Source organism: Pseudomonas sp. HN8-3, from assembly GCF_020790195.1.
GTDB lineage: Bacteria > Pseudomonadota > Gammaproteobacteria > Pseudomonadales > Pseudomonadaceae > Aquipseudomonas > Aquipseudomonas synxantha_A.
Genome location: NZ_CP086206.1, coordinates 947807 through 974723 on the forward strand (window position 1 = coordinate 947807; position 26917 = coordinate 974723).

The following is a 26917-nucleotide window of genomic DNA, read 5'->3' on the forward strand; positions in this document are numbered from 1 at the left end:
CGTCTTATTTTTTGTCGCATGTGTCCAGTGTCCCGTGACGCCATCGGGGCATAGGCTCTGTGGGCTCGTCCTTGTCCGACAATCCACGCAGGTGACCCATGATCCCCAGAACCTTGTTCAGCTCGGAGCACGAACTCTTCCGCGAGAGCGTGCGCACCTTCCTCGAAAAACACGCCGCGCCCTTTCATGGGCAATGGGAAAAGCAGGGCTATATCGACCGGAGCCTGTGGAACCAGGCGGGGGAGGCGGGCATGTTGTGTTCCCACCTGCCGGAGGAATATGGCGGCCTGGGCGCAGATTTCCTCTACAGCGCGGTGGTGATCGAAGAAGTCAGCCGCCTGGGGTTGACCGGCATCGGCTTTTCTCTGCACTCGGATATCGTCGCGCCCTACATCCTGCATTACGGCAGTGAAGCGCTTAAGCACAAATACCTGCCCAAGTTGATCTGCGGGGAGATGGTCACGGCAATTGCCATGACCGAGCCGGGCGCCGGTTCCGACCTGCAAGGGGTCAAGACCACGGCAGTGCTGGACGGCGATGAGTACGTCATCAACGGCTCCAAGACCTTTATCACCAACGGTTACCTGGCCGATCTGGTGATCGTAGTCGCCAAGACCGATCCCAAGGCCGGCGCCAAGGGCACCAGCCTGTTTCTGGTGGAGGCTGGCACGCCCGGTTTCGACAAGGGCAAGCGCCTGGAGAAAGTCGGCATGAAGGCCCAGGACACCTCGGAGTTGTTTTTCCAGGACGTGCGGGTGCCCAAGGAAAACTTGCTGGGCCAGGCCGGTATGGGCTTCGCATACCTGATGCAGGAGCTGCCTCAAGAGCGTTTGACCGTGGCGATAGGCGCACTGTCTTCAGCCGAAGCGGCATTGCAATGGACCCTGGATTACACCCGCGAGCGCAAGGCGTTCGGCAAGGCGATTGCCGACTTCCAGAACACCCGATTCAAGCTGGCCGAGATGGCCACCGAGATTCAGATCGGCCGTGTGTTTGTCGACAAATGCATGGCGTTGCACCTGGAAGGCAAGCTGGACGTGCCGACAGCGGCGATGGCCAAGTACTGGGCCACGGACCTGCAATGCAAGGTGCTCGATGAGTGCGTGCAGTTGCACGGCGGCTACGGCTTCATGTGGGAATACCCGATTGCCCGGGCCTGGGCGGATGCGCGGGTGCAGCGCATTTATGCGGGAACCAATGAGATCATGAAGGAGATTATTGCGCGGGCACTTTGATTGTCTGGTGCTCTTGATGGCCTCATCGCAGGCAAGCCAGCTCCCACATTTGACGGTATTCACAGATCAACATGTGGGAGCTGGCTTGCCTGCGATGGCGGTCTGAAGGTCAATCAAGGCGCGGGGTTTGGATGATCCTTTTGAATCGCCTCAATCCCTTCCAACACCTCTTTCGACAGTTTCAACTCGGCACTGGCAATGTTGCTATCCAACTGTTCCAGCGACGTAGCCCCAATGATATTGCTGGTCACAAACGGCTGCTGCGTCACAAACGCCAGGGCCATCTGCGCCGGGTCCAGGCCATGTTCCCGCGCCAATGCCACATAGCGGCTGCACGCCGCCTCCGACTGCGGGTTGAAGTAACGGCTGAACCGGCTGTACTCGGTCAGGCGTGCCTTGGCCGGCCGTGCGCCGCCTTCGTACTTGCCGCTGAGCATGCCGAACGCCAGTGGTGAGTAGGCCAGCAAGCCGCACTGCTCACGGATGGCGATTTCTGCCAGGCCCACTTCAAAGCTGCGGTTGAGCAGGTTGTATGGGTTCTGGATCGACACCGCGCGCGGCCAGCCACGGGCTTCGGCCAGGGCGAGGAACTTCATGGTGCCCCATGGGGTTTCGTTGGACAGGCCGATGTGGCGGATCTTGCCGGCCTTGACCTGTTCATCCAGGGCTTCGAGGGTTTCTTCCAGGGGGGTGAGGTCGTCTTCGTCCTTGTGCTTGTAGCTCAGTTGGCCGAAGAAATTGGTGCTGCGTTCCGGCCAGTGCAGTTGGTAGAGGTCGATCCAGTCGGTCTGCAGGCGCTTGAGGCTGGCGTCGAGCGCCTGGGTGATGTGCTTGCGGTTGTGACGCAGGTAGCCATCGCGGATGTAGTCAATCGTGTTGCCGGGGCCGGCGATCTTGCTGGCGAGGATCCAGTCGGCGCGGTCGCCACGGCTTTTGAAATAGTTGCCGATGTAGCGTTCGGTGGTGGCATAGGTGTCGGCCTTGGGCGGTACCGGGTACATTTCTGCGGTATCGAGGAAGTTGATCCCCGCGCCCTTTGCCCGTTCGATCTGCGCGAAAGCCTCTGCCTCGCTGTTCTGCTCGCCCCAGGTCATGGTGCCCAACGCGATGGCGCTGACGTTCAGATCGGTGCGGCCCAGCTGTCGGTAATCCATCGGGTACTCCTTCAGGGGAAAACAATCATAAAAGCAGGTTGAATTTTTTTTCGCAATCTGCATAATTGCCCACCTCTTTCTGCAGTGGAAGTGATGCGCCGCCTGCCGAAGAATCTTGCCGTTGAACGGACGCGCCGACCCGAGCCCCCGATAGCGTCTGTATCCGGCTGCCTTTGACTTGTCAAAGTACGCACTATTCAGTAAGATCCGCCGTCTAATTTACAGGGCGGCCCCTGAGGCTATTAAAGAATGACAACTTTTACTGCAAAACCGGAAACAGTTCAGCGCGACTGGTTTGTCGTCGACGCCGCTGGTCAGACCCTGGGTCGTCTGGCCACTGAAGTCGCCAGCCGTCTGCGTGGCAAGCACAAGCCTGAATACACCCCGCACGTTGATACCGGTGACTACATCGTGATCATCAACGCTGAGCAGGTACGTGTTACCGGCAACAAAGCGCAAGACAAAATGTACTACCGTCACTCCGGTTTCCCAGGCGGTATCAAGTCTTCCAACTTTGAAGGCCTGATCTCCAAGAAGCCTGAAGCCCCGATCGAAATCGCGGTCAAAGGCATGCTGCCGAAGGGCCCACTGGGTCGCGATATGTTTCGCAAGCTGAAAGTCTATGCGGGCGCTGTACACCCTCATGCTGCTCAGCAGCCCCAAGAACTGAAGTTTTAACGGAATAGTTCATTATGTCGGCGACTCAAAATTACGGCACTGGCCGTCGCAAAACCGCAACCGCACGCGTTTTCCTGCGTCCGGGCACTGGTAACATCTCGATCAACAACCGCTCCCTGGACAACTTCTTCGGTCGCGAAACTGCCCGCATGGTAGTTCGTCAGCCGCTGGAATTGACCGAGACCGTTGAAAAGTTCGACATCTACGTCACCGTTATCGGTGGCGGTGTAAGTGGTCAAGCTGGCGCAATCCGCCACGGTATCACTCGCGCTCTGATGCAGTACGACGAAACCCTGCGTGGCGCTCTGCGCAAAGCTGGCTTCGTTACTCGCGATGCTCGTGAAGTTGAACGTAAGAAAGTCGGTCTGCGTAAAGCGCGTAAGCGTCCGCAGTACTCGAAGCGTTAATTCGCTTTACGTTCCAGAAAACGCCCAGCCTCCTCACGGAGCTGGGCGTTTTTTATTGCCTGCGATTTATGCACATTTTTCGCCGTGACAACTTGCCACATCCGTAGACCCCCTATACTACAAGGCCTGAGGGCGGAGGCCCGGGCAATTCCCTTGTCATACGTGGGGCTTTTCATTACCATCCGTCAAAATTTTTATAAGTAAAGATTCAACACTTAGTAGACGCCTGATTTAACAGGCCAAAAAGCTGATGGGAGAGGACTGAATGAGCAATGACGGCGTGAATGCAGGCCGGCGTCGCTTCTTGGTAGCAGCCACATCCGTGGTGGGTGCTGCAGGAGCGGTGGGGGCTGCGGTCCCGTTCGTGGGGTCATGGTTTCCCAGTGCCAAGGCGAAAGCCGCAGGTGCACCGGTGAAGGTGAATGTCAGCAAGATCGAGCCAGGTCAGCAGATGATTGCTGAATGGCGCGGCCAGCCGGTTTTCATTGTTCGCCGTACCGAGGAAATCCTGGGGAATCTGAAAAAGATCGAAGGCCAGTTGTCTGACCCGAAATCCGAAAATTCCGATCAGCCCGCCTACGCCAAGAACGAAATGCGTTCGATCAAGCCAGAGATCCTGTTGCTGGTTGGTCTGTGTACCCACTTGGGTTGCTCGCCTACCTTCCGCCCGGAAGTGGCCCCTGTCGATCTGGGCAAGGATTGGGTCGGTGGTTATTTCTGCCCCTGCCACGGCTCGCACTACGACCTCGCTGGCCGTGTCTACAAATCCCAGCCTGCTCCATTGAACCTGCCCGTGCCTCCGCATACCTACGAAACTGACGACCTCATAGTCATTGGCCTCGACAAGGAGAACGCGTGATGAGCAAGTTCATGGATTGGGTGGATGCGCGCTTCCCCGCCACCAAAATGTGGGAAGACCATCTCAGCAAATATTACGCGCCAAAAAACTTCAACTTCTTCTACTTCTTTGGCTCCCTGGCCTTGTTGGTGCTGGTCAACCAGATCGTCACCGGCGTGTGGTTGACGATGAGCTACACCCCGTCGGCGGAAGAGGCCTTTGCTTCCGTCGAATACATCATGCGCGACGTCGAGTACGGCTCGATCCTGCGCCTGCTGCACTCCACAGGCGCGTCAGCGTTCTTCATCGTCGTCTACATGCACATGTTCCGTGGCCTGCTCTACGGTTCGTACCAGAAGCCGCGTGAGCTGGTGTGGGTGTTTGGCATGTTGATCTACCTGGCGCTGATGGCCGAAGCCTTCATGGGCTACCTGCTGCCATGGGGCCAGATGTCGTACTGGGGCGCCCAGGTGATCATCTCGCTGTTCGGTGCAATCCCGGTGATCGGCAACGACCTGACCCAGTGGATTCGTGGCGACTACCTGATCTCCGGCATCACCCTGAACCGCTTCTTCGCCTTGCACGTGGTGGCCCTGCCGATCGTGATCCTGGGCCTTGTGGTACTGCACATCCTGGCACTGCACGAAGTGGGTTCCAACAACCCTGATGGTGTGGACATCAAGAAGCACAAGGACGAGAACGGCATCCCGCTCGACGGCATTCCATTCCACCCTTACTACACCGTGAAAGACATTGTCGGCGTAGTGGTGTTCCTGTTTGTGTTCTGCTCGATCGTGTTCTTTTTCCCGGAGATGGGTGGTTATTTCCTGGAGAAACCTAACTTCGAACAGGCCAACGCCTTCAAGACGCCCGAGCATATTGCCCCGGTCTGGTACTTCACGCCGTTCTACGCGATCTTGCGTGCGATCCCCGACAAACTCATGGGCGTGATCGCCATGGGCGCAGCCATCGCGGTGCTGTTCGTGCTGCCGTGGCTCGATCGGAGCCCGGTCAAGTCGATGCGCTACAAAGGCTGGCTGAGCAAGATCTGGCTGTGGGTGTTCTGCATTTCGTTCGTGATCCTGGGTGTGCTGGGCGTGCTGGCGCCGACCCCCGAGCGTACGTTGCTGTCGCAGGTCTGCACCTTCCTGTACTTCGCCTACTTCATTCTGATGCCGTTCTATACCCGGCTCGAGAAGACCAAACCGGTTCCGGATAGGGTGACTGGCTGATGAAAAAGTTATTCGTTGCATTCGTGCTTGCGGCCCTGCCGCTACTGTCCTTCGCCGCCGAGCATGGCGCGCAGCTGGAAAAAGTCGATATCGATGTGTCTGACAAGGCCGCCATGCAGGATGGGCTGCGTACATTCACCAACTACTGCATGGGTTGCCACAGCGCCAAGTTCCAACGTTACGAGCGTGTCGCCGATGACTTGGGCATCCCCCATGAAGTGATGCTCAGCCACGCGGTGTTCACTGGCGCGAAGATCGGCGACCACATGAACACCGGCATGCAACCGGCCGATGCCAAGGCCTGGTTCGGCGCCGCACCGCCCGACCTGACCCTGGTGGCCCGCGTGCGCGGCACCGACTGGCTCTACGGCTACCTGAAATCCTTCTACGAAGACCCTGCGCGCCCGTATGGCGTGAACAACAAAGTCTTCCCGAACGTCGGCATGCCGAACGTTCTGGTCGGCCTGCAGGGTCGTCAAGTGGTAGGATGCAAGCAGGTTCAGGTCGTTGAAGACGGCAAGAAGCAATATGATCCGTTGACCGGTACGCCTCTGACCCATGAAGCATGCGATCAACTGACCATCGTGCCCAAGACCGGTACGCTGAACGAAGAGCAGTTCGACGAGAAGGTCAAGAACCTGGTGACCTTCCTGGCCTACTCGGCCAACCCGGTCAAACTGCAGCACCAGCGCATCGGTACGTACGTCTTGCTGTACCTGGCTTTCTTCTTCGTATTCGCTTATCTGCTCAAGCGCGAATACTGGAAGGATGTGCATTGATCCAACCGTAAGCAATTGCTGTTAATCTTGCGCGCCCAGCGGCATCTCTGAACACGTAACGCCTGGTTTGACCGGACGTTACAGAGATGCTCTCTGGGCGCGCTCGTTTTTGAGCTTTCGATAATTTCAACAAGCGAGGAGGACCGCCATGGGCGTGACCAATCGGTTGGCCTGTTACTCCGACCCCGCCGACCACTATTCCCACCGAGTACGCATCGTGCTCGCAGAGAAGGGTGTCAGCGCCGAGATCATCAGTGTGGAGGCGGGCCGTCATCCGCCGAAACTGATCGAAGTGAACCCTTACGGCAGCTTGCCCACCCTGGTCGATCGTGACCTGGCGTTGTGGGAGTCAACCGTGGTGATGGAATACTTGGATGAGCGTTACCCGCATCCGCCTTTGCTGCCGGTGTACCCGGTAGCGCGTGCCAACAGCCGCCTGCTGATCCATCGGATCCAGCGTGACTGGTGCGGGCTGGTGGATGTCATTTTGGATTCGCGTTCTAAGGAAGCCGCTCGGGTGCAGGCGCGCAAGGAATTGCGCGAAAGCCTGACCGGTGTTTCGCCGCTGTTCGCTGATAAACCTTTTTTCCTCAGTGAGGAACAAAGCCTGGTGGATTGCTGCCTATTACCCATACTCTGGCGCTTGCCGATCCTGGGCATTGAACTGCCACGGCCGGCCAAGCCGCTGCTTGATTACATGGAGCGCCAATTTGCGCGTGAGGCTTTCCAGGCGAGTCTGTCTGGTGTCGAACGCGATATGCGCTAAGGCTTAAGGAGCCGTTGATGAACTCCAGTCGACCTTATTTGGTCCGCGCGCTCTATGAGTGGATTGTGGACAACGATTGCACACCGCACATGCTGGTCAATTCCGAGTTTCCCAAGGTGGATGTGCCACAGGGTTTCGCCAGCGACGGACAAATCGTGCTGAACGTATCGCCCAGTGCCGTGCGCCATCTGCACATGGACAACGAAGCGGTGAGCTTTGAAGGGCGTTTCGGTGGCGTACCACATACGCTGTTCGTGCCGATTGGTGCCATCCTCGGGATCTACGCCCGGGAGAATGGCCAAGGCATGGTGTTCGATCTGGAGTCGCCTTTCGAGGACGACGAAACGATCGACGGTGAAGGCGGTGATGATCTACCGCCACCGGACAGCGAGCCGCCGCGTCCTAGCGGTCGGCCGAGCTTGAAAGTGGTGAAGTAGGCGGATTTTGCCTTCAGACCCCTCTGAAAAATGCCTCGACGTTTGTCGGGGCATTTTTTTGCGCGAAGGATATGGATGAAAGTCGCGCCACAACGGTGATCGTACAACCACCATGGGCTATGATGCGGTCTTCAGTTCGCCGAGAAAGATGGTTCATCATGGAAAACGCCAGCGCCGCTCCACGTCTGCCCCGCAAGCGCCGCAGCCTTGCCCAGGAATTGGTCACGGTGTTGTCCGAGCAGATCCGCGATGGCCAGCTCAAACGCGGCGATAAACTGCCTACCGAGTCGGCGATCATGGACGCCCACGGCGTCAGCCGCACCGTGGTGCGCGAGGCCATCTCGCGCTTGCAGGCGGCGGGGCAGGTCGAGACCCGCCATGGTATCGGCACCTTTGTGTTGGACACGCCCAGCCCTAGCGGTTTCCGCATTGACCCGGCCACCGTGGTGACCTTGCGTGATGTGCTGGCGATTCTGGAGCTGCGTATCAGCCTGGAAGTAGAGTCGGCGGGCCTTGCCGCCTTGCGTCGCAGTGATGCACAACTGGCCGCCATGCGTGCGGCCCTTGATGCGCTGAATGAAAGTGCGGCCCACGCTGGTGATGCGGTGGCGTCAGACTTTGCCTTCCACCTGGAAATTGCACTGTCTACCGGCAACCGCTACTTCACCGACATCATGACCCACCTGGGTACCAGCATCATTCCGCGTACCCGCTTGAATTCGGCGCGCCTGGCCCATGATGACCAACAGCATTACATGAGCCGCCTGAGTCGCGAACACGAAGAAATCTATGAGGCAATTGCCCGTCAGGATTCGGATGCGGCGCGGGCGGCCATGCGTCTGCATTTGACCAACAGCCGTGAGCGGCTGCGCCATGCCCATGAAGAGGCAGAAGCGCAGCGCGGCTGAGGTTTGCCATATCCCGTGTGGGAGCTGGCTTGCCTGCGATAGCGGTGTGTCAGTCATTGAGTTTGTTACTGAACCAGTGCATTCGCAGGCAAGCCATCTCCCACATTTGATCTCCATTATCTGGAGTACCGGGCCTGTTTAGCTGGCGGGTTGATTGGGCTTGTAGTCTTTGAGCAACAGATACGTACTCCACCCCCACCAATCATTGGTCCAGTGTTTGTCGTTCAGGTCATTGACGTCCTTGCGCCGCAGCACCTTGTCCCCCTCCATCTTGAACAACGGCGAGAAGTTATTCGCCGGGTTTTGCGCGGCGTTCAGGTCGGGCACATACAGCGGTGCCTTGAAGCTGGCCGGGGAGGGCGTGACGCCGCTGATGAAGGTTTCGAAGATTTCGTCTGCCGAAGCCTGCACCGCACGTTTTACCTGCACGCGATTATCGGCGTCGATGCTGTCGAAGTAGCGCTTGTCGCCGTAGGCATGCCACTGATCACCCATGGCATTACGCACCTTGAGCCCGAACTTGCTGTCTTCGTCGTGCATGAAGCGGCTGATCAGCGAGCCCAGTTCACCTGGCGTCACAACGGCTGCCAACTGTTTGCGCGGCACTCGCAGGTGCCCGGCAGAAAACAGGTCGGTCAAGAAGTGATCAGCGAAGCTGTTCATCGCATAGGCCAGTTCCAGGGCCTGGTCGGTACCCGTCTGGTGGGCCACAACGGCTTGTTGCAGCGCCGCCGTGTGACCGGCCAGGTACGCGGACAAGGCCCACTCACCGAAGTGATCGGCATTGTCCGCTGCCAGCTTGAGGTAGCGTCCCAAGGGAATCAGGGCCGAAACAGCGCTGCCGCCACCCGTGATGCGGTTCCACTCCTCCGACAACGTATCACCCAGTGCGTCGTAGGCTTCATGGGGTTGTTTGCCATCCTTGATCGCCTGCTTGACGGCGTTGATTTCCTTTTGCATCACCGCCAGGATCTTCTGCGCCTCTTCCCGTGAGGCGGGCAATACGGCGAGAGAGTTGAAGGCTGCAGTGAAACGTTGCACGCGCTCGGCCGCAGAGGCGCCATCGCTGATGGCTTGGCCGGGGATGCCATAGAAATCGCCACCCAAAGCGATCACTTGGCCGTAGGTCAGCGCGAGCCCGTTGGGCAGATGCAATTGCACCTGGTGTGCAGGAATCGCCGCAGCGTCCTTGGCGAAGCGCAGCAGGGTTTCATCGCCGATGGCGGTGTGTTCACCCCCTTCAAAACGCAGGGTTGGCGGGAGTTTCTCGGGTACTGCTAGTTCAAGACCTGACATGTTAGCTCCTTGCTATGTCGTGGGAATCTTCCTTTTTAACTGTATGTATATACAGCTAAAGTTACTATAGGTGAGAAATTTCCTACGTCAAGAGTTGCAATCCACACGTCAGGTGCGAGCGGAGGCTCAACGAATTGCAGTTGACGAATCTTTTTATAGTTGTACGATGACGTACGACATTATCAAAACCAACAACAACGCTTTCCTCAGAAAGTCTTCGCCCAGGGTGTTCGAATAATGAATCCACAAGAACTGAAGTCCATCCTCTCCCACGGTCTGCTGTCTTTCCCGGTGACCGATTTCAACGCCCAGGGTGACTTCCACCAGGCGGGCTACATCAAGCGCCTCGAATGGCTAGCCCCTTACGGCGCCACCGCGTTGTTCGCAGCCGGTGGGACGGGTGAGTTTTTTTCCCTCGCTGCCAGCGAATATTCCCAAGTGGTAAAAACCGCCGTGGACACTTGCGCGTCCAGCGTGCCGATTCTTGCCGGTGTGGGCGGTTCGACCCGCCAGGCCATCGAGTACGCCCAGGAGGCGGAACGCCTCGGTGCCAAAGGCTTGCTGCTGCTGCCGCACTACCTTACCGAAGCCAGCCAGGACGGGGTTGCTGCCCACGTTGAAGCGGTGTGCAAGTCGGTCAAGATCGGCGTGGTGGTTTACAACCGCAATGTCTGCCGCCTGACCGCGCCGCTGTTGGAGCGTCTGGCCGAACGTTGCCCGAACCTGATCGGCTACAAGGATGGCCTGGGTGATATCGAGCTGATGGTGTCGATCCGTCGCCGCCTGGGTGACCGATTCAGCTACCTCGGCGGCCTGCCGACTGCAGAGGTTTACGCCGCGGCCTACAAAGCCCTTGGAGTGCCGGTGTACTCCTCGGCGGTGTTCAACTTCATCCCGAAAACCGCCATGGATTTCTACCACGCCATTGCCCGCGAAGATCACGTCACCGTCGACAAGATCATTGATGACTTCTTCCTGCCTTACCTGGACATCCGTAATCGCAAAGCCGGGTACGCAGTGAGCATCGTCAAGGCCGGCGCGAAAATTGTCGGGTATGACGCCGGCCCGGTGCGTACGCCGCTGACCGATCTGTTGCCGGAAGAATACGAAGCCCTGGCCGCGCTGATCGACAAGCAAGGCGCGCAATAAATTATCCACAAGGCCGCTGAGCAATCAGCGGCCTTTTGCGTCAGGAGAAGATTTGTGTCCCAAGCAAAGCGTTTCGAAAACTACATCAACGGTGAATGGGTAACCGGCGCCGACTATTGCACCAATATCAACCCGTCTGATTTGTCCGATGTCATCGGCGAATACGCCAAAGCGGACGTGGCCCAAGTCAACGCGGCCATTGACGCGGCCCGCGCAGCTTTCCCGGCCTGGTCCACGTCCGGTATCCAGGCGCGCCACGACGCGCTGGATAAAGTCGGCAGTGAAATCCTTGCCCGTCGCGAAGAGCTCGGCACCTTGTTGGCCCGGGAAGAGGGCAAGACCCTGCCCGAAGCCATCGGCGAAGTGACCCGCGCCGGTAATATTTTCAAGTTCTTCGCCGGTGAATGCCTGCGCCTTTCAGGTGATTACGTGCCCTCGGTGCGTCCGGGCGTCAGCGTTGAAGTGACTCGCGAAGCCCTTGGCGTGGTGGGGCTGATTACTCCATGGAATTTCCCGATTGCCATTCCCGCGTGGAAAATCGCCCCGGCCCTGGCCTACGGCAACTGCGTGGTGATCAAACCTGCGGAGCTGGTGCCGGGTTGCGCCTGGGCCCTGACGGAGATCATTTCTCGCGCTGGTTTCCCTGCTGGTGTGTTCAACCTGGTGATGGGCAGCGGTCGTGTCGTCGGTGACGTGTTGGTTAACAGCCCGAAAGTCGATGGCATCAGCTTCACCGGCTCCGTTGGCGTGGGTCGTCAGATCGCCGTCAATTGTGTGTCGCGCCAGGCCAAAGTGCAGTTGGAAATGGGCGGCAAGAACCCGCAGATCATCCTCGATGACGCCGACCTCAAGCAGGCGGTGGAGTTGTCGGTGCAGAGCGCGTTCTATTCCACCGGCCAGCGTTGCACCGCGTCGAGCCGTTTGATTGTCACCGCCGGTATTCACGACCGGTTTGTTGCGGCAATGGCTGAGCGCATGAAGTCGATCAAGGTCGGCCACGCGTTGCATACCGGCATCGACATCGGGCCAGTGGTGTCCCAGGCCCAGTTGGACCAGGACATGAAATACATCGACATCGGCCAAAGCGAAGGTGCGCGGCTGGTCAGCGGTGGCGGCCTGGTGACCTGCGACACCGAAGGCTATTACCTGGCGCCGACCTTGTTTGCCGACAGCGAAGCGGCGATGCGCATCAGCCGTGAAGAAATTTTCGGCCCGGTGGCCAACGTGGTGCGTGTGGCTGACTACGAGGCGGCGCTGGCCATGGCCAACGACACCGAATTCGGCCTGTCGGCGGGTATCGCCACTACGTCGCTGAAGTACGCCAACCACTTCAAACGCCACTCCCAGGCCGGGATGGTGATGGTCAACCTGCCGACGGCGGGTGTGGACTACCACGTTCCATTCGGTGGCCGTAAGGGCTCATCCTACGGTTCGCGCGAGCAAGGTCGCTATGCGCAAGAGTTCTACACCGTGGTGAAGACCAGCTATATCGGCTCGTAATACGCAGCATCCTGTGGCACTGGCTTTATGTGGGAGCTGGCTTGCCTGCGATAGCATCACCTCGGTCTTGCTGACACACCGAGGTGTCTGCATTGCGGGCAAGCCCGGCTCCCACAGGAAAAACAAAAAATCATTACCCGCAAAAAAAATAATTAGTGGGAGTACCTCTTCATGCAAGCGACCAAGCCGACCCATGTCCGCTATTTGATCCTGCTCATGCTGTTTCTGGTGACCACGATCAACTATGCCGACCGCGCAACTATCGCCATCGCCGGCTCCAGCCTGCAAAAAGACCTCGGCATCGACGCGGTCACCCTCGGTTACATCTTCTCCGCATTCGGTTGGGCTTACGTGGCCGGGCAAATTCCTGGCGGCTGGCTGCTCGACCGCTTCGGCTCGAAAAAAATATACGCCTTGAGCATCTTCACCTGGTCGCTATTCACCGTGCTGCAAGGCTATGTCGGTGAGTTCGGCGTCTCCACCGCCGTAGTGGCGCTGTTCATGCTGCGCTTTATGGTGGGCCTGGCCGAGGCGCCGTCGTTTCCGGGCAATGCCCGTATTGTTGCGGCGTGGTTTCCTACGGCTGAGCGCGGCACCGCATCGGCAATCTTCAATTCGGCGCAGTACTTCGCCACGGTGTTGTTTGCGCCATTGATGGGCTGGATCGTCTACCGCTTCGGCTGGCAGCATGTGTTTATCGTGATGGGCGTGATCGGCATCGTGTTCTCGATGATCTGGCTGAAAGTTATCCACAGCCCGCGCCAGCATCCGATGATCAACGAGGCCGAGTTCAACCACATCGCTGCCAACGGCGCGATGGTCGACATGGATCAGGACAAGGGCAAGGGTAAGAAAACTGATGGGCCGAAGTGGGATTACATACGCCAGTTATTGACCAACCGCATGATGCTCGGCGTGTATCTGGGCCAGTACTGCATCAACGGCATCACCTACTTCTTTCTGACCTGGTTCCCGGTGTATCTGGTGCAGGATCGCGGCATGACCATTCTCAAGGCTGGTTTTATCGCCTCGTTGCCGGCGATCTGCGGCTTTATCGGCGGTGTGCTCGGCGGGGTGATTTCTGACTACCTGCTGCGTAAAGGCCACTCGCTGACCTTTGCACGCAAGGCGCCGATCATTGGTGGCCTGCTGATCTCCAGCAGTATCGTGGCCTGCAATTACGTGGACATCGAATGGATGGTGGTGGGCTTCATGGCCCTGGCGTTCTTCGGCAAAGGCGTTGGCGCACTGGGTTGGGCGGTAGTGTCCGACACCTCGCCGAAGCAGATCGCCGGCCTCAGTGGCGGCCTGTTCAACACCTTCGGTAACCTGGCGTCGATCACCACGCCGATTGTCATCGGCTACATCATCAGCACTACCGGCTCGTTCAAGTGGGCCCTGGTGTTCGTCGGCGCCAACGCGCTGGTCGCGGTGTTCAGCTACCTGGTGATTGTCGGCCCGATCAAGCGCGTGGTGCTCAAAGAGCCACCCACCAAAGGCCCAGAGTTGACCAACCTTTCCCAAGCGCATTCCTGAGGTTCGTGTGATGCAGTTGATTGAACATGCCGACTCGCCGCGCTCGATCCGTTTGCACGAGCGCGACAATGTGGTGATCGTGGTAAACGACCAGGGTGTACCGGCGGGGACCGAATTCCCCGACGGCCTGGTCACCGTGGAGTTCATACCCCAGAGCCACAAGGTGACGTTGGAAGATATCCCCGAGGGCGGCCGGATTATTCGCTACGGCCAGACCATCGGTTACGCCTTGGCTCCGATTCCGCGTGGCAGTTGGGTGCAGGAAGATCAGCTGCGCATGCCCACCGCGCCACCGCTGGACAGCTTGCCGCTGTCCACCGAGGTGCCTGAAACCCAGGCACCGCTGGAGGGGTTCACCTTCGAGGGCTATCGCAATGCCGACGGTACCGTGGGCACGCGCAATATCCTCGGCATCACCACCACCGTGCAGTGCGTTACCGGCGTGCTGGACCACGCAGTCAAGCGCATCAAGGATGAGTTGCTGCCCAAGTATCCCCACGTCGATGATGTGGTGGCGCTGACTCACAGCTACGGCTGCGGCGTGGCGATTACGGCGACGGATGCCTATATCCCGATCCGCACCGTGCGCAATCTGGCGCGCAACCCGAACCTGGGCGGTGAAGCCCTGGTGATCAGCCTGGGCTGCGAGAAATTGCAGGCCGGCCAGGTGATGCACGACAACGACAGCTCCGTGGACCTGAGCGAGCCGTGGCTTTACCGCCTGCAGGACTCCAGTCACGGCTTCACTGAGATGATCGAGCAGATCATGGCGCTGGCCGAAGTGCGCTTGAAAAAACTCGACCAGCGACGTCGGGAAACGGTGCCAGCTTCCGAACTGATCCTGGGCATGCAATGCGGTGGCAGTGATGCGTTTTCCGGTATCACCGCCAACCCGGCGCTGGGGTATGCCTCGGACTTGTTACTGCGGGCCGGCGCGACGGTGATGTTTTCCGAAGTGACTGAAGTGCGCGATGCCATTTACCTGCTGACTTCCCGGGCGCAGAACCAGGAGGTTGCCCGGGAACTGGTCAGGGAAATGGACTGGTATGACTGTTACCTGGCCAAGGGTGAAGCAGACCGCAGTGCCAATACCACGCCGGGCAACAAGAAGGGCGGGCTGTCGAATATTGTCGAGAAGTCATTGGGCTCCATCGTCAAGTCCGGCAGCAGCGCGATCAACGGCGTGCTCGGCCCCGGCGAGCGCTTGAAGGGCAAGGGCCTGATTTTTTGCGCCACCCCGGCCAGTGATTTTGTGTGCGGCACCTTGCAACTGGCGGCAGGGATGAACCTGCATGTATTCACCACCGGGCGTGGCACGCCGTACGGGCTGGCGATGGCGCCGGTGGTCAAGGTGTCGACCCGCACCGAGCTGGCCCAGCGCTGGCCGGACCTGATCGATATCGACGCCGGGCGCATTGCCACCGGGCGCGCGAGCATCGAGGAGCTGGGCTGGGAGTTGTTTCACTTCTACCTGGACGTGGCCAGTGGCAGGAAGCAGACGTGGGCGGAGCATCACAAGTTGCATAACGACATCACGCTGTTCAACCCGGCGCCGATTACCTGAGACCGAGTCGCCTGCATCGGGAGCAAGCCCCCTCCCACATTGGTCCGCATTTCAACAGAATGAATGCGTTCAAATGTGGGAGGGGGCTTGCTCCCGATAGCGGTAGACCAGACGACACGGGCTGCATGGCTTATCATTAGCCAACTAACGACGCCCACCAAGGTTCTCCCCGGCATGCTGGCAATCTTCCTTACCACCCTCACCATCACCGCGCCGGTGTTTGCCATGCTGTTTCTTGGTGTGCTGCTCAAGCGCATCAACTGGATCAACGACAACTTTATCCACACCGCGTCGTCCCTGGTGTTCAACGTCACCATGCCGGCGCTGCTGTTCCTGGGCATCCTGCATGCCGACCTGCACGCGGCACTCAAGCCGGGTTTGCTGATCTATTTTGCCGTCGCCACCCTGGCGAGCTTTGCTTTGGCCTGGGGCTGGGCGATTTTTCGCTGCAAGCGTGAAGACCGGGGCATTTACACCCAGGGTGCGTTTCGCGGCAATAACGGGGTGATCGGCCTGGCGCTCGCCGCCAGTATGTACGGTGACTACGGGATCTCCCTGGGCGCAATCCTCGCGGCGCTGGTGATCCTGTTTTACAACACGCTGTCGACCATTGTGCTGGCGGTGTACAGCCCGGTGATCAAGTCCGACCCGTGGAGCATTTTCAAGAGTGTGGTGGCTAACCCACTGATCATCAGCGTGATCGTTGCGGCGCCGTTCGCGTACTTTCAGATCAGCTTGCCCGGCTGGTTCGAAAAGTCCTTGCAGTACCTGTCGGATACCACGCTGCCGTTGGCGTTGATTTGCATCGGCGGCACCTTGTCCATGGCCGCGCTGCGCAAGAGCGGCAACATGGCGTTGAGTGCGAGCCTGATGAAGATGATCTGGTTGCCGGTGATCGCAACCTTGGGCGCTTGGTTGCTGGGCTTTCGCGGGCCGGAGCTGGGGATTCTGTTCCTGTACTTCGGCGCGCCGACAGCCGCGGCCAGCTTCGTGATGGCCAGGGCGGCGCAAGGCAATCATGAGCTGGCGGCGGCGATTATCGTGATCACTACGCTGATGGCGGCGGTGACCACCAATATCGGGATTTTCGTATTGCAGGCGGGTGGTTGGATCTAGGCGTCTTTCTGGTAGCTTTCGATCACTTCCTGCGCCGCCCGAAAGGCATCAATCGCCGCCGGCACACCGGCATACACCGCGCAGTGCAGCAGCGCTTCGCGAATCTCGTCTACCGTGCAGCCATTATTAAGTGCACCGCGCACGTGGCCCTTGAGTTCCTGCGGGCATTTGAGGGCTGTCAGGGCGGCGAGGGTGATCAGGCTGCGGGTCTTGAGCGGCAAGCCTTCGCGGTTCCAGACAGCGCCCCACGCATGTTCATTGACGAAGTCCTGTAGCGGCTGGGTGAACGCCGTGGCATTACCCAGGGCGCGGTCGACGAATGCATCGCCCATGACTTGGCGTCGTACCTCAACTCCGGGTTTTTTCTGATCGGTCATTTCGATTCCCTCTTGTGTTGGCGGTGCCAGGCGCGCACAGAGGTGAACAACAGCAAAGCCACCAACGCCGGCAGGACGTAATACAGCATCAATTGTTCAAGCTTGTTGGCCAGGGGCATACCGGTGGTGAACGCCATTACGTGCAGCCCGTACGCCAGGTACAACCCCAGCAGCACCAGCCCTTCGATACGCGTCACGCGGTAGCCGGTATAAAACACCGGCAGGCACAGGACGATGGCACCGAGCATCACCGGCAAATCGAAGTCCAGGGCATTGGGTGATACCGACAGCGGCGACGGCGCCACTAGCGCGGTAAAGCCCAGCACTCCCAGCAGGTTGAACAGGTTGCTGCCGATCACGTTGCCCACCGCAATTTCCCGCTCGCCCCGCAAGGCGGCGATCAGCGATGTGGCAAGGCAGGGTAGCGAGGTGCCCACGCCGATGAGCGTCAGGCCGATGACGCGCTCCGACAAGCCCAGGTCGCCCGCCACTTCCACCGCGGCGCCCAGCAACAAATGCCCGGCCAGTACCAGCACCAATAGCCCGGCGAACATCAGCAACGCGCTGCTCAACCAGGGTGCCTTGGCCACGGTGTCCAGGGTGCGCGGGCGGCGTGAATGACGCGTCTGGTGGTGCAGCACGCCAAGGTAAGCTACCAGCGCCACCAGCAGCAAAACACCATCGAGCGGGGTCAGCACTTCATTGGCGGCCAGGATAAACACCAGCAGACCGGCGAAGATCATCACCGGGATATCCACACGCACCAGTTGCCGCGAGACCCGCAGCGGAATGATCAGCGCCGACAGGCCCAGGGTGACGAGGATATTGAAAATGCTGCTGCCAATAACGCTACCCACGGCGATATCGGTATTGCCGGCCAGCGTGGCCTGGAGGCTGACGGCCATCTGCGGCGCGCTGCTGCCGAAGGCGACAACGCTCAGGCCGATGATCAGCGGTCGCACTTTGAGGCTGGCCGCCAGGCGCACGGCGGCGCGTACCAGGATCTCGGCGCCGACGATCAACAGCAGCAAGCCGCCGACCAGTTCGAGCAGGCTCCAGGGCGAAAGGGCGTTCAATCCGAAAATACTCAAGGCGGCCTCAATCAGTTGTTCAGGGCTTGCACGCGAACCCGTGCGGTGCCGCTGCCCAGCATACGCAGTTGCTCGGCAGCCTTGCGGGAAACGTCGATCAGGCGCCCACGGGTGTGCGGGCCGCGGTCATTGATGCGCACCACGACCGATCGGTCGTTGTTCAGATTGGTCACTTTGACCCGCGTACCGAAGGGCAGGCGCCGATGCGCAGCGGTCAAGGCGTTCTGGTTGAAGGGTTCACCACTGGCGGTTCTTTTGCCATGGTGTTTGGCGCCGTAATAGGAGGCGGTGCCGGTTTCGTCGTAACCGTTGGGGTCGATGAGACCGCTGGCGCAACCGGCCAGCAGGGAGGACAAGGCCAGGAGGCCGAGTAGACGCTTCATTGTCAGAACATCCCCAATAAAAAATGTGGAGAGGGAGCAAGCCCCCTCCCACACAGGTTGGAGCCAGACCTTGAGGTCTGCTCCAACCATTCACCGCAATCAGCCTTCGAGCTTGCTTTTAAGCAGCTCGTTCACCTGTTGCGGGTTGGCTTTGCCCTTGGAAGCTTTCATGGCCTGGCCGACAAAGAAGCCGAACATCTTGCCGCGCTTGGCTTCGTCTGCGGCGCGGTATTGCTCGACCTGTTCGGCATTCGCCGCGAGCATTTCATCGAGTACGGCCGAAATCGCGCCGCTGTCGGTGACTTGCTTGAGGCCACGCTTCTCGATGATCTCGTCGGCGTTGCCTTCACCCGCGGCCATCGCTTCGAACACCGTCTTGGCGATTTTGCCGGAGATGGTGTTGTCCTTGATGCGCAGCAGCATCCCGCCCAATTGTTCGGCAGTGACGGGCGCTTCGTCGATTTCCAGGCCCTGTTTGTTCAGCAGGCTGCCCAGTTCGACCATCACCCAGTTGGCCGCCAGCTTGGCGTCGCCGGCAATGCTCACGACTTTTTCGAAGTAGTTGGCTTGTTCACGGCTGGAGGCCAGCACGCTGGCATCGTAGACCGACAGGCCGAACTGCTCCTGGAAGCGCTCGCGTTTTTGCTGCGGCAGTTCCGGCAGGGTGGCGCGGATGTCGTTGAGGAACGAATCTTCCAGCACCACCGGCAACAGGTCCGGGTCGGGGAAGTAACGGTAGTCGTTGGCTTCCTCCTTGCTGCGCATGGCGCGGGTTTCGTCTTTGTTCGGGTCGTACAGGCGCGTTTGCTGGATCACCTTGCCGCCGTCTTCGATCAATTCGATCTGGCGACGCACTTCGCTGTTGATCGCCTTCTCGATGAAGCGGAACGAGTTGACGTTCTTGATCTCGCAGCGGGTGCCGAACTCAACCTGGCCCTTTGGCCGGATCGACACGTTGCAGTCGCAACGCAGCGAGCCTTCGGCCATGTTGCCGTCGCAGATGCCCAGGTAGCGCACCAGCGCGTGGATGGTCTTGACGTAGGCCACGGCTTCCTTGGCGCTGCGCATGTCCGGTTCGGAGACGATTTCCAGCAGCGGCGTGCCGGCACGGTTCAGGTCGATACCGGTGGCGCCGGGGAATTCTTCGTGCAGGCTCTTGCCGGCGTCTTCTTCCAGGTGCGCACGGGTTACGCCGACACGCTTGATGGTGCCGTCTTCCAGCGGGATGTCCAGGTGGCCCTTGCCGACGATCGGCAGTTCCATCTGGCTGATCTGGTAGCCCTTGGGCAGGTCCGGATAGAAGTAGTTCTTGCGTGCAAACACGTTGTGCTGGCCGATTTCGGCGTCAATCGCCAGGCCGAACATCACCGCCATGCGCACCGCTTCCTGGTTCAGCACCGGCAGCACGCCGGGCATGCCCAGGTCGACCAGGCTGGCCTGGGTGTTGGGCTCAGAGCCGAACGTGGTGGCGCTACCGGAGAAAATCTTCGATTGGGTGGCGAGCTGGGTATGAATCTCCAGCCCGATCACAACTTCCCATTGCATAGTGTTCTCCTCAGAAGCCGGTAGGGGTGCGGGTGTGCCAGTCGGTGTGCAACTGGTACTGGTGCGCCACATTGAGCAGGCGGCCTTCCTGGAAATACGGGGCGAGCAATTGTACGCCTACCGGCAAGCCATCGACGAAACCGGCGGGCATGGACAAGCCCGGCAGGCCCGCGAGGTTGGCGGTAATGGTGTAGAGGTCTTCCAGGTACTCGGCGATCGGGTCGCCGGTCTTGGCGCCGATTTTCCAGGCCGGGTTCGGCGTGGTCGGGCCGAGGATCACGTCGACTTCTTCGAAGGCGGCCATGAAATCGTTCTTGATCAGGCGACGGATTTTCTGCGCCTTGAGGTAGTACGCGTCGTAGTAGCCGGCGGACAGGGCATAGGCACCGACCATGATCCGGCGCTGGACTTCACTGCCGAAGCCTTCGCCACGGGAGCGTTTGTACAGGTCGGTGAGGTCTTTCGGGTTCTCGCAGCGATAGCCGAAGCGCACACCGTCGAAACGCGACAGGTTGGAAGACGCCTCTGCCGGCGCGATCACGTAGTAGGCGGGAATCGCGTGCTGGTTGTTCGGCAGGCTGATTTCCTTGATCACCGCGCCGAGCTTTTCCAGCTCTTTGATGCTGTTTTGCACCAGATCGGCGATACGCGGGTCGAGGCCGGCGCTGAAGTACTCTTTCGGCACGCCGATGCGCAGGCCCTTGAGCGAGGTATTCAGGCTGGCGCTGTAGTCCGGCACGGGCTCATCGATGCTGGTGGAGTCCTGTTTATCGAAGCCTGCCATGCCTTGTAACAATATTGCACAGTCTTCAGCGGTGCGTGCCAGAGGGCCGCCCTGATCGAGACTTGAGGCGTAGGCGATCATGCCCCAGCGGGAAACGCGACCGTAGGTCGGCTTCAGGCCGGTGAGGTTGGTGAACGCGGCGGGCTGGCGGATCGAACCACCGGTGTCGGTCGCCGTAGCGGCGGGCAGGAAGCGTGCGGCCACGGCCGCAGCCGAGCCACCCGACGAACCGCCGGGCACGTGCTCAAGGTTCCACGGGTTTTTCACCGCGCCGTAGTAGCTCGACTCGTTGGCCGAACCCATGGCGAATTCGTCCATGTTGGTCTTGCCCAGGGTCACAGCCCCGGCGGCGGCCAGCTTGGAGACCACGGTGGCGTCGTAGGGCGCCTTGAAGTTGTCGAGCATCTTCGAGCCGCAGCTGGTGCGAATGCCCTGGGTGCAGAACAGGTCCTTGTGGGCGATGGGGGCGCCCAGCAGAGGGTTGTTTTCACCGTTGGCGCGACGTGCGTCGGCGGCCTTGGCCTGGCTCAGGGCCAGCTCTTGGGTGAGGCTGATGAAGCTGTTGACCTTGGGATCGTGCTCGGCGATACGCGCCAGCAGGGTCTGGGTCAGCTCTTCGCTGGAAAACGTTTTGTCGGCGAGACCGCGGGCGATCTCGGCCAGAGTCATGTGATGCATGAAAGGCTCTTTCCCTTTAGTCGATGACTTTCGGAACCAGGTACAGGCCGTTTTCGACCGCTGGCGCGATGGACTGGTAGGCCTCGCGGTTATTGCGCTCGGTCACGACGTCTGCGCGCAGGCGCTGACTGGCTTCCAGCGGGTGAGCCAGGGGCTCGATGCCGTCGGTATCGACGGCCTGCATTTGGTCAACCAGCCCGAGAATGCTGTTCAGGGCTGCGGTGGTCTGTGGAAGATCGGCGTCATTGAGGCCAAGCGAGGCCAGATGCGCGATTTTTTCCACGTCGGAGCGTTCAAGCGCCATGGGATTCTCCAGTGGAAAACAGAACGGAAGGCGTCCGTGTGTTAGATTGTCGGAACACTACCGCATTTCTACGGTCATATGGCCGCGATTGTGGGGGTTGGTGCACAGAAAGTCGGCCAATTTAGCACATTGGCGCCTTGCCCAAAATCCCTGTCGTTGTTAGAGTTTGCCGCACTTTTTTACCCACGCGTTGCCTAGGGTCCCTTTCCCATGTTCAAGAAACTGCGTGGCATGTTTTCCAGCGATCTTTCCATTGACCTGGGCACTGCCAACACCCTTATTTACGTGCGCGAGCGCGGTATCGTTCTGAATGAGCCATCGGTTGTGGCCATTCGGACCCATGGTAATCAGAAAAGTGTCGTTGCCGTTGGCACCGAGGCCAAGCGTATGCTCGGCCGTACACCAGGCAACATTGCTGCCATTCGTCCGATGAAGGATGGCGTGATCGCCGATTTCAGCGTCTGCGAGAAGATGCTGCAGTACTTCATCAACAAGGTTCACGAAAACAGTTTTCTGCAGCCCAGCCCTCGTGTGCTGATCTGCGTTCCGTGCAAGTCCACCCAGGTTGAGCGTCGTGCCATCCGTGAGTCGGCCCTTGGCGCCGGTGCCCGCGAAGTGTTCCTGATCGAAGAGCCGATGGCGGCTGCGATCGGTGCCGGCCTGCCGGTTGAAGAAGCCCGCGGCTCGATGGTGGTGGATATCGGTGGTGGTACGACCGAAATCGCCCTGATTTCCCTGAACGGTGTGGTGTATGCCGAATCCGTGCGCGTGGGTGGCGACCGTTTCGACGAAGCGATCATCACGTATGTGCGTCGCAACTACGGCAGCCTGATCGGCGAATCCACCGCCGAGCGCATCAAGCAGGAAATCGGCACCGCATACCCGGGCGGCGAAGTTCGCGAAGTCGATGTTCGCGGTCGCAACCTGGCCGAAGGCGTTCCACGTGCCTTCACCCTGAACTCCAATGAAGTGCTGGAAGCTCTGCAAGAGTCCCTGGCCACCATCGTTCAGGCCGTGAAGAGTGCCCTGGAGCAGTCGCCGCCGGAGCTGGCTTCCGATATCGCCGAGCGTGGCCTGGTGCTGACCGGTGGTGGCGCCTTGCTGCGCGACCTCGACAAGCTGCTGGCACAGGAAACCGGTCTGCCGGTGATCGTCGCCGAAGACCCGCTGACCTGCGTTGCTCGTGGTGGTGGTCGTGCGCTGGAAATGATGGATAAACACACCATGGACCTGCTCTCCAGCGAATAAGATTGCCTGGATGGTTCATGCTTGGTCGGCAGGCAGCACTTTGCAGTGCTGCCTGTTGGCGTTTATCTTCTTCAATCTGCATCCAGGCCGGTTTGATGCCGTATGAATAAAGAGAACATTTGCCTGGGAGGAGCGGCTTATTAAACCGCTTTTCGCCAAAGGCCCCTCATTGGGCGTGCGCTTATTGGTGCTGACCGTGCTTTCGGTCGCGCTGATGGTGGTCGATGCCCGCTTTGCACTGCTCAAGCCCGTGCGTAGCCAGATGTCGCTGGTGTTGATGCAGACCTACTGGATCACCGACCTGCCACAACGTCTCTACCAGGGCGTGGCCAGCCAATTTGGCAGCCGCACCGAGCTGATCGCCGAGAACGAAAAACTCAAGACTGAAAACCTGCTGTTGCAGGGGCGCATGCAAAAGCTGGCGGCCCTCACCGAGCAGAACGTTCGTCTGCGCGAGTTGCTCAATTCTTCCGCGTTGGTCAATGAAAAGGTTGAAGTCGCCGAGCTGATCGGCATGGATCCGAACCCGTTCACTCATCGCATCATCATCAATAAGGGTGAGCGCGACGGTGTGGTCCTCGGCCAGCCGGTGCTCGATGCCCGTGGCCTGATGGGCCAGGTGGTGGAGTTGATGCCCTACACCTCGCGCGTCCTGCTGCTGACGGACACGACCCACAGCATTCCGGTTCAGGTCAACCGCAACGGCTTGCGCGCGATTGCCAGCGGTACTGGCAACCCCGAACGCCTCGAACTGCGCCATGTTGCCGACACTGCGGATATCAAGGAAGGCGACCTGCTGGTCAGCTCCGGCCTGGGCCAGCGCTTCCCGGCCGGCTACCCGGTGGCGACGGTCAAGGAAGTGATCCACGATTCTGGCCAACCATTCGCGATCGTTCGGGCCGTGCCGACGGCTGCCCTTAACCGTAGCCGTTACCTGCTGCTGGTGTTCAGCGATAACCGCACCCCGGAGGAGCGCGCCAACGACGCCGCCCAGGCCCAGGAAGCGGAAGACAAGCAGAACGGCACCGCGCCGGTCGTCCCCGCCATTGTGCCCAAACCGGCCTTCGTCGGGCCACCAGCGCCTGCGGCTGCGCCGGCCGTTCCGGCAACCGCAGCGCCTGTCGCCACACCAGCCAAGCCTGCTGCACAGAGTGCTCGCCCGGCTAAACCGGCGGCGACCACCGCGCCTGCGAGGCCTGCGACAACCGCTCCGGCCACCACACGGCAGAGGGAGGAATAATGGCCGGTACTCATTCGCGCAATGGCTGGATCGTCTGGCTGACTTTCGCCATTGGCTTGCTGCTCAGCGTTTCGCCGCTGCCGCAATTCATGGAAATCCTGCGCCCGCTCTGGCTGGCCTTGCTGCTGGCGTTCTGGTCTTTGAACCTGCCGCACAAGGTGGGCATGGTCACTGCGATGTGCCTGGGCTTGGCGGAGGATGTGCTCTATGGCACCTTGCTGGGCCAGAATGCGTTGATCCTGACCCTGATCACTTTCCTGGTGCTGTCGTTGCAACAGCGCCTGCGCATGTTCCCTATGTGGCAGCAGTGCCTGGTGATCCTGGTGATTTTCGGTTTGGCGCAGTTGGTGCAATTGTGGCTGAGCGCATTGACCGGCAACCGTCAGCCCACCCTGGCGCTGGTCTTGCCGGCCCTGGTCAGTGCACTGCTGTGGCCCTGGATCAGTTTTGGCCTGCGTGGGCTGCGTCGTCGCTATAAAATCAATTGAATGGTTGCGAGGCTCTGCCTGGTTATCGAACCCAACAGGGAGAGGCTGCAATGATTTCGCTTTATCTGGCCTCGGGCTCCCCGCGGCGACGTGAGCTGCTGACCCAGATCGGTGTGCCTTTCACCGTAGTCAGCGCCGCGATTGATGAAACACCGCTTACCCACGAACCTGCCGTTGCCTATGTCGAGCGTCTTGCACGCGGCAAGGCAACGGCGGGTTTTGTTGCGCTTGGCCAAACCTCGGGCGCCTGCGTATTGGGCGCCGATACGGCGGTGATTATTGATGGCCAGATCCTGGGCAAACCCGTGGACCAGGCCGACGCGCTGGCAATGCTGATGGCCCTTTCGGGCCGCGAGCATGAAGTGCTCACCGCGATTGCCCTCACCGACGGCCAGCGCTGCGAAACTCGATATGTAAGCAGTCTTGTACGTTTTCGCCAGCTTTCTGTCGAAGAGGCTACAACCTACTGGCACAGTGGCGAACCCCAGGACAAGGCCGGCGGCTATGCTATCCAAGGCCTGGGTTCGGTGTTCGTTGCCGGCCTCAATGGCAGTTATTCTGCGGTGGTTGGCCTACCCGTGTGCGAAACCGCGCAACTGCTCGTCCAATTCGGCATACCCTGTTGGCAAAACATTACCGTGCGCTGAACGCCGTATTCCAGCGCCAAGCCTTGAGCGATCGGTCACTATTGTGAAAACGCCTGAACGAGACCCAGCCATGAGTGAAGAGATTCTGATCAATATCACGCCGATGGAATCGCGCGTGGCGGTGGTAGAGAACGGTGTTCTGCAAGAAGTGCATGTCGAGCGTACCCAAAAGCGTGGGATCGTCGGCAATATCTACAAAGGCAAGGTGGTGCGCGTACTGCCAGGTATGCAGGCAGCATTTGTCGATATCGGCCTGGACCGTGCTGCGTTTATCCACGCTTCGGAAATTTCCCTGCGCGAAGGCCCTGCGGTGGAAAGCATCAGCGCCCTGGTGCACGAAGGGCAGAGTCTGGTGGTGCAAGTCACCAAGGACCCTATCGGCTCCAAGGGCGCACGCTTGACCACCCAGTTGTCGATTCCCTCGCGCTACCTGGTGTACATGCCGCGCACTGCCCATGTCGGCATTTCCCTGAAGATCGAAGACGAAGCCGAGCGTGAACGCCTGAAAAAGGTGGTCAGCGACTGCGTGGCTGCCGAGGGCATCAAGGAAGCGGGCGGGTTTATCCTGCGTACCGCCGCCGAAGGCGCAGGCGCTGATGAGATCCTTATGGATATCCGCTACCTGCGGCGCCTGTGGGATCAGATCGACGCACAGATCAAGACCATTGGCGCGCCCAGCGTCATCTATGAAGACCTGGGCCTGGCGCTGCGTACGCTGCGTGACCTGGTCAGCCCGAAAATTGAGAAAATCCGTATCGACTCGCGGGAAACCTTCCAGCGCACCACGCAATTTGTTGCCGAGCTGATGCCGGAAATTGCCGACCGCCTGGAGCACTACCCCGGCGAGCGGCCGATCTTCGACCTGTATGGCGTTGAAGACGAAATCCAGAAAGCCCTGGAGCGCAAGGTGCCGCTCAAATCCGGCGGCTACCTGGTGGTGGACCCGGCCGAAGCCATGACCACCATTGACGTTAACACTGGCGCATTCGTGGGCCATCGCAACCTCGAAGAGACCATCTTCAAGACCAACCTGGAAGCCGCCACGGCGATCGCTCGCCAACTGCGCCTGCGCAACCTCGGTGGCATCATCATCATCGACTTCATCGACATGGAAGATGAGGAACACCAGCGCCAGGTATTGCGCACCCTCGAAAAGCAGCTGGAGCGCGATCACGCCAAGACCAACATCATCGGCATCACCGAGCTGGGCCTGGTGCAGATGACCCGCAAGCGCACCCGCGAAAGCCTTGAGCAGGTGCTGTGCGAGCCGTGCAGCAGTTGCCAGGGGCGGGGTAAATTGAAAACCCCGGAAACCGTTTGCTACGAAATTTTCCGCGAAATCCTGCGTGAGGCACGTGCCTATCAGGCCGAGGGTTATAGAGTGCTTGCCAACCAGAAAGTGGTCGATCGCCTGCTGGACGAAGAGTCGGGGAACGTCGCGGAGCTGGAGAGCTTTATCGGTCGCACGATTCGCTTCCAGGTCGAAACCATGTATTCCCAGGAACAATACGACGTGGTGCTGCTCTGATCCCCAATT

General features: G+C 59.6%; 27 protein-coding genes. 19 read left to right on the forward strand and 8 right to left on the reverse strand.

Annotated features, from left to right (window positions below; genetic code table 11):
• The first annotated feature begins 98 nt into the window (after positions 1 to 98).
• The gene (locus tag LJX92_RS04165; protein WP_032877806.1) at positions 99 to 1235 is read left to right on the forward strand and encodes an acyl-CoA dehydrogenase family protein; all 1137 of its coding nucleotides are present in this window, start codon (positions 99 to 101) and stop codon (positions 1233 to 1235) included.
• A gap of 113 nt (positions 1236 to 1348) precedes the next feature.
• On the opposite strand, the gene LJX92_RS04170 is transcribed toward LJX92_RS04165, so the two are convergent.
• Complete coding sequence (locus LJX92_RS04170; protein WP_032877805.1) at positions 1349 to 2389, reverse strand: NADP(H)-dependent aldo-keto reductase; 1041 nt, start codon at positions 2387 to 2389, stop codon at positions 1349 to 1351.
• A 249-nt stretch (positions 2390 to 2638) separates the two neighbouring features.
• Between LJX92_RS04170 and rplM the strand changes: the two genes are divergently transcribed.
• The 8 genes from rplM to LJX92_RS04210 all read left to right on the forward strand — a co-directional run bounded on the left by rplM (position 2639) and on the right by LJX92_RS04210 (position 8434).
• Positions 2639 to 3067 carry a 50S ribosomal protein L13 gene (rplM, locus tag LJX92_RS04175; RefSeq protein ID WP_003171742.1) on the forward strand — a complete coding sequence of 143 codons (429 nt, stop codon included), beginning with the start codon at positions 2639 to 2641 and terminating at the stop codon, positions 3065 to 3067.
• Between the two features lie 14 nt (positions 3068 to 3081).
• Positions 3082 to 3474, forward strand: coding sequence for a 30S ribosomal protein S9 (rpsI, locus tag LJX92_RS04180; RefSeq protein ID WP_002555064.1), 393 nt, complete (start codon positions 3082 to 3084; stop codon positions 3472 to 3474).
• A 265-nt stretch (positions 3475 to 3739) separates the two neighbouring features.
• Positions 3740 to 4333: a ubiquinol-cytochrome c reductase iron-sulfur subunit gene (gene petA, locus LJX92_RS04185; RefSeq protein WP_032877804.1), complete on the forward strand. Its 594-nt coding sequence runs from the start codon at positions 3740 to 3742 to the stop codon at positions 4331 to 4333.
• Complete coding sequence (locus tag LJX92_RS04190) at positions 4333 to 5544, forward strand: cytochrome b (protein ID WP_116629124.1); 1212 nt, start codon at positions 4333 to 4335, stop codon at positions 5542 to 5544. The genes petA and LJX92_RS04190 overlap by 1 nt, the downstream gene beginning before the upstream one ends.
• Positions 5544 to 6323: a cytochrome c1 gene (locus LJX92_RS04195; protein ID WP_032877802.1), complete on the forward strand. Its 780-nt coding sequence runs from the start codon at positions 5544 to 5546 to the stop codon at positions 6321 to 6323. Before LJX92_RS04190 ends, LJX92_RS04195 begins: the two co-directional genes overlap by 1 nt.
• Positions 6324 to 6471: 148 nt before the next feature.
• The gene (locus tag LJX92_RS04200; protein ID WP_005784778.1) at positions 6472 to 7089 is read left to right on the forward strand and encodes a glutathione S-transferase N-terminal domain-containing protein; all 618 of its coding nucleotides are present in this window, start codon (positions 6472 to 6474) and stop codon (positions 7087 to 7089) included.
• A gap of 17 nt (positions 7090 to 7106) precedes the next feature.
• A complete protein-coding gene (locus LJX92_RS04205; RefSeq protein WP_005784780.1) occupies positions 7107 to 7526 on the forward strand; it encodes a ClpXP protease specificity-enhancing factor in 420 nt (139 codons plus the stop codon).
• Between the two features lie 158 nt (positions 7527 to 7684).
• Positions 7685 to 8434, forward strand: coding sequence for a FadR/GntR family transcriptional regulator (locus LJX92_RS04210; RefSeq protein WP_032877801.1), 750 nt, complete (start codon positions 7685 to 7687; stop codon positions 8432 to 8434).
• A 138-nt stretch (positions 8435 to 8572) separates the two neighbouring features.
• On the opposite strand, the gene LJX92_RS04215 is transcribed toward LJX92_RS04210, so the two are convergent.
• The gene (locus LJX92_RS04215; protein ID WP_103734634.1) at positions 8573 to 9730 is read right to left on the reverse strand and encodes a phospholipase; all 1158 of its coding nucleotides are present in this window, start codon (positions 9728 to 9730) and stop codon (positions 8573 to 8575) included.
• A 237-nt stretch (positions 9731 to 9967) separates the two neighbouring features.
• Between LJX92_RS04215 and kdgD the strand changes: the two genes are divergently transcribed.
• The 5 genes from kdgD to LJX92_RS04240 all read left to right on the forward strand — a co-directional run bounded on the left by kdgD (position 9968) and on the right by LJX92_RS04240 (position 16595).
• Positions 9968 to 10879: a 5-dehydro-4-deoxyglucarate dehydratase gene (gene kdgD / locus LJX92_RS04220; protein ID WP_005784786.1), complete on the forward strand. Its 912-nt coding sequence runs from the start codon at positions 9968 to 9970 to the stop codon at positions 10877 to 10879.
• Between the two features lie 54 nt (positions 10880 to 10933).
• The gene (locus LJX92_RS04225) at positions 10934 to 12379 is read left to right on the forward strand and encodes an aldehyde dehydrogenase family protein (protein WP_078820288.1); all 1446 of its coding nucleotides are present in this window, start codon (positions 10934 to 10936) and stop codon (positions 12377 to 12379) included.
• A gap of 171 nt (positions 12380 to 12550) precedes the next feature.
• Complete coding sequence (locus LJX92_RS04230; protein ID WP_228309343.1) at positions 12551 to 13915, forward strand: MFS transporter; 1365 nt, start codon at positions 12551 to 12553, stop codon at positions 13913 to 13915.
• Positions 13916 to 13925: 10 nt separating this feature from the next.
• Complete coding sequence (garD, locus tag LJX92_RS04235) at positions 13926 to 15479, forward strand: galactarate dehydratase (protein ID WP_032877797.1); 1554 nt, start codon at positions 13926 to 13928, stop codon at positions 15477 to 15479.
• Between the two features lie 174 nt (positions 15480 to 15653).
• A complete protein-coding gene (locus LJX92_RS04240) occupies positions 15654 to 16595 on the forward strand; it encodes an AEC family transporter (protein ID WP_005784792.1) in 942 nt (313 codons plus the stop codon).
• On the opposite strand, the gene LJX92_RS04245 is transcribed toward LJX92_RS04240, so the two are convergent.
• The 6 genes from LJX92_RS04245 to gatC all read right to left on the reverse strand — a co-directional run bounded on the left by LJX92_RS04245 (position 16592) and on the right by gatC (position 21757).
• Positions 16592 to 16972 carry a carboxymuconolactone decarboxylase family protein gene (locus LJX92_RS04245; protein WP_032877796.1) on the reverse strand — a complete coding sequence of 127 codons (381 nt, stop codon included), beginning with the start codon at positions 16970 to 16972 and terminating at the stop codon, positions 16592 to 16594. The genes LJX92_RS04240 and LJX92_RS04245 overlap by 4 nt on opposite strands.
• Complete coding sequence (locus LJX92_RS04250) at positions 16969 to 18048, reverse strand: calcium/sodium antiporter (protein ID WP_005784796.1); 1080 nt, start codon at positions 18046 to 18048, stop codon at positions 16969 to 16971. The genes LJX92_RS04245 and LJX92_RS04250 overlap by 4 nt, the downstream gene beginning before the upstream one ends.
• Before the next feature lie 26 nt (positions 18049 to 18074).
• Positions 18075 to 18446 (reverse strand): septal ring lytic transglycosylase RlpA family protein, encoded by a 372-nt coding sequence (locus LJX92_RS04255; protein WP_005784798.1) that lies wholly within the window; start codon positions 18444 to 18446, stop codon positions 18075 to 18077.
• Between the two features lie 99 nt (positions 18447 to 18545).
• Positions 18546 to 19991, reverse strand: a complete 1446-nt coding sequence (gene gatB / locus LJX92_RS04260; protein WP_005784800.1) for an Asp-tRNA(Asn)/Glu-tRNA(Gln) amidotransferase subunit GatB — start codon at positions 19989 to 19991, stop codon at positions 18546 to 18548.
• Positions 19992 to 20001: 10 nt separating this feature from the next.
• Positions 20002 to 21453 carry an Asp-tRNA(Asn)/Glu-tRNA(Gln) amidotransferase subunit GatA gene (gene gatA, locus LJX92_RS04265; protein WP_228309344.1) on the reverse strand — a complete coding sequence of 484 codons (1452 nt, stop codon included), beginning with the start codon at positions 21451 to 21453 and terminating at the stop codon, positions 20002 to 20004.
• Between the two features lie 16 nt (positions 21454 to 21469).
• On the reverse strand, positions 21470 to 21757 hold the full coding sequence (gene gatC, locus LJX92_RS04270) for an Asp-tRNA(Asn)/Glu-tRNA(Gln) amidotransferase subunit GatC (protein ID WP_005784804.1): 288 nt from the start codon (positions 21755 to 21757) through the stop codon (positions 21470 to 21472).
• Between the two features lie 210 nt (positions 21758 to 21967).
• Here gatC and mreB point away from each other — a divergent pair, with 210 nt between their 5' ends.
• The 5 genes from mreB (at position 21968) to rng (ending at position 26908) form a co-directional block, all read left to right on the forward strand.
• The gene (gene mreB, locus LJX92_RS04275; RefSeq protein WP_002555108.1) at positions 21968 to 23005 is read left to right on the forward strand and encodes a rod shape-determining protein MreB; all 1038 of its coding nucleotides are present in this window, start codon (positions 21968 to 21970) and stop codon (positions 23003 to 23005) included.
• 169 nt (positions 23006 to 23174) lie between these two features.
• The gene (gene mreC / locus LJX92_RS04280; protein ID WP_248089804.1) at positions 23175 to 24245 is read left to right on the forward strand and encodes a rod shape-determining protein MreC; all 1071 of its coding nucleotides are present in this window, start codon (positions 23175 to 23177) and stop codon (positions 24243 to 24245) included.
• Complete coding sequence (mreD, locus tag LJX92_RS04285; protein ID WP_003188558.1) at positions 24245 to 24733, forward strand: rod shape-determining protein MreD; 489 nt, start codon at positions 24245 to 24247, stop codon at positions 24731 to 24733. The genes mreC and mreD overlap by 1 nt, the downstream gene beginning before the upstream one ends.
• 50 nt (positions 24734 to 24783) lie before the next feature.
• A complete protein-coding gene (locus tag LJX92_RS04290; RefSeq protein ID WP_103734629.1) occupies positions 24784 to 25380 on the forward strand; it encodes a Maf family protein in 597 nt (198 codons plus the stop codon).
• A gap of 70 nt (positions 25381 to 25450) precedes the next feature.
• The gene (gene rng / locus LJX92_RS04295) at positions 25451 to 26908 is read left to right on the forward strand and encodes a ribonuclease G (protein ID WP_003188562.1); all 1458 of its coding nucleotides are present in this window, start codon (positions 25451 to 25453) and stop codon (positions 26906 to 26908) included.
• Positions 26909 to 26917 lie beyond the last annotated feature (9 nt).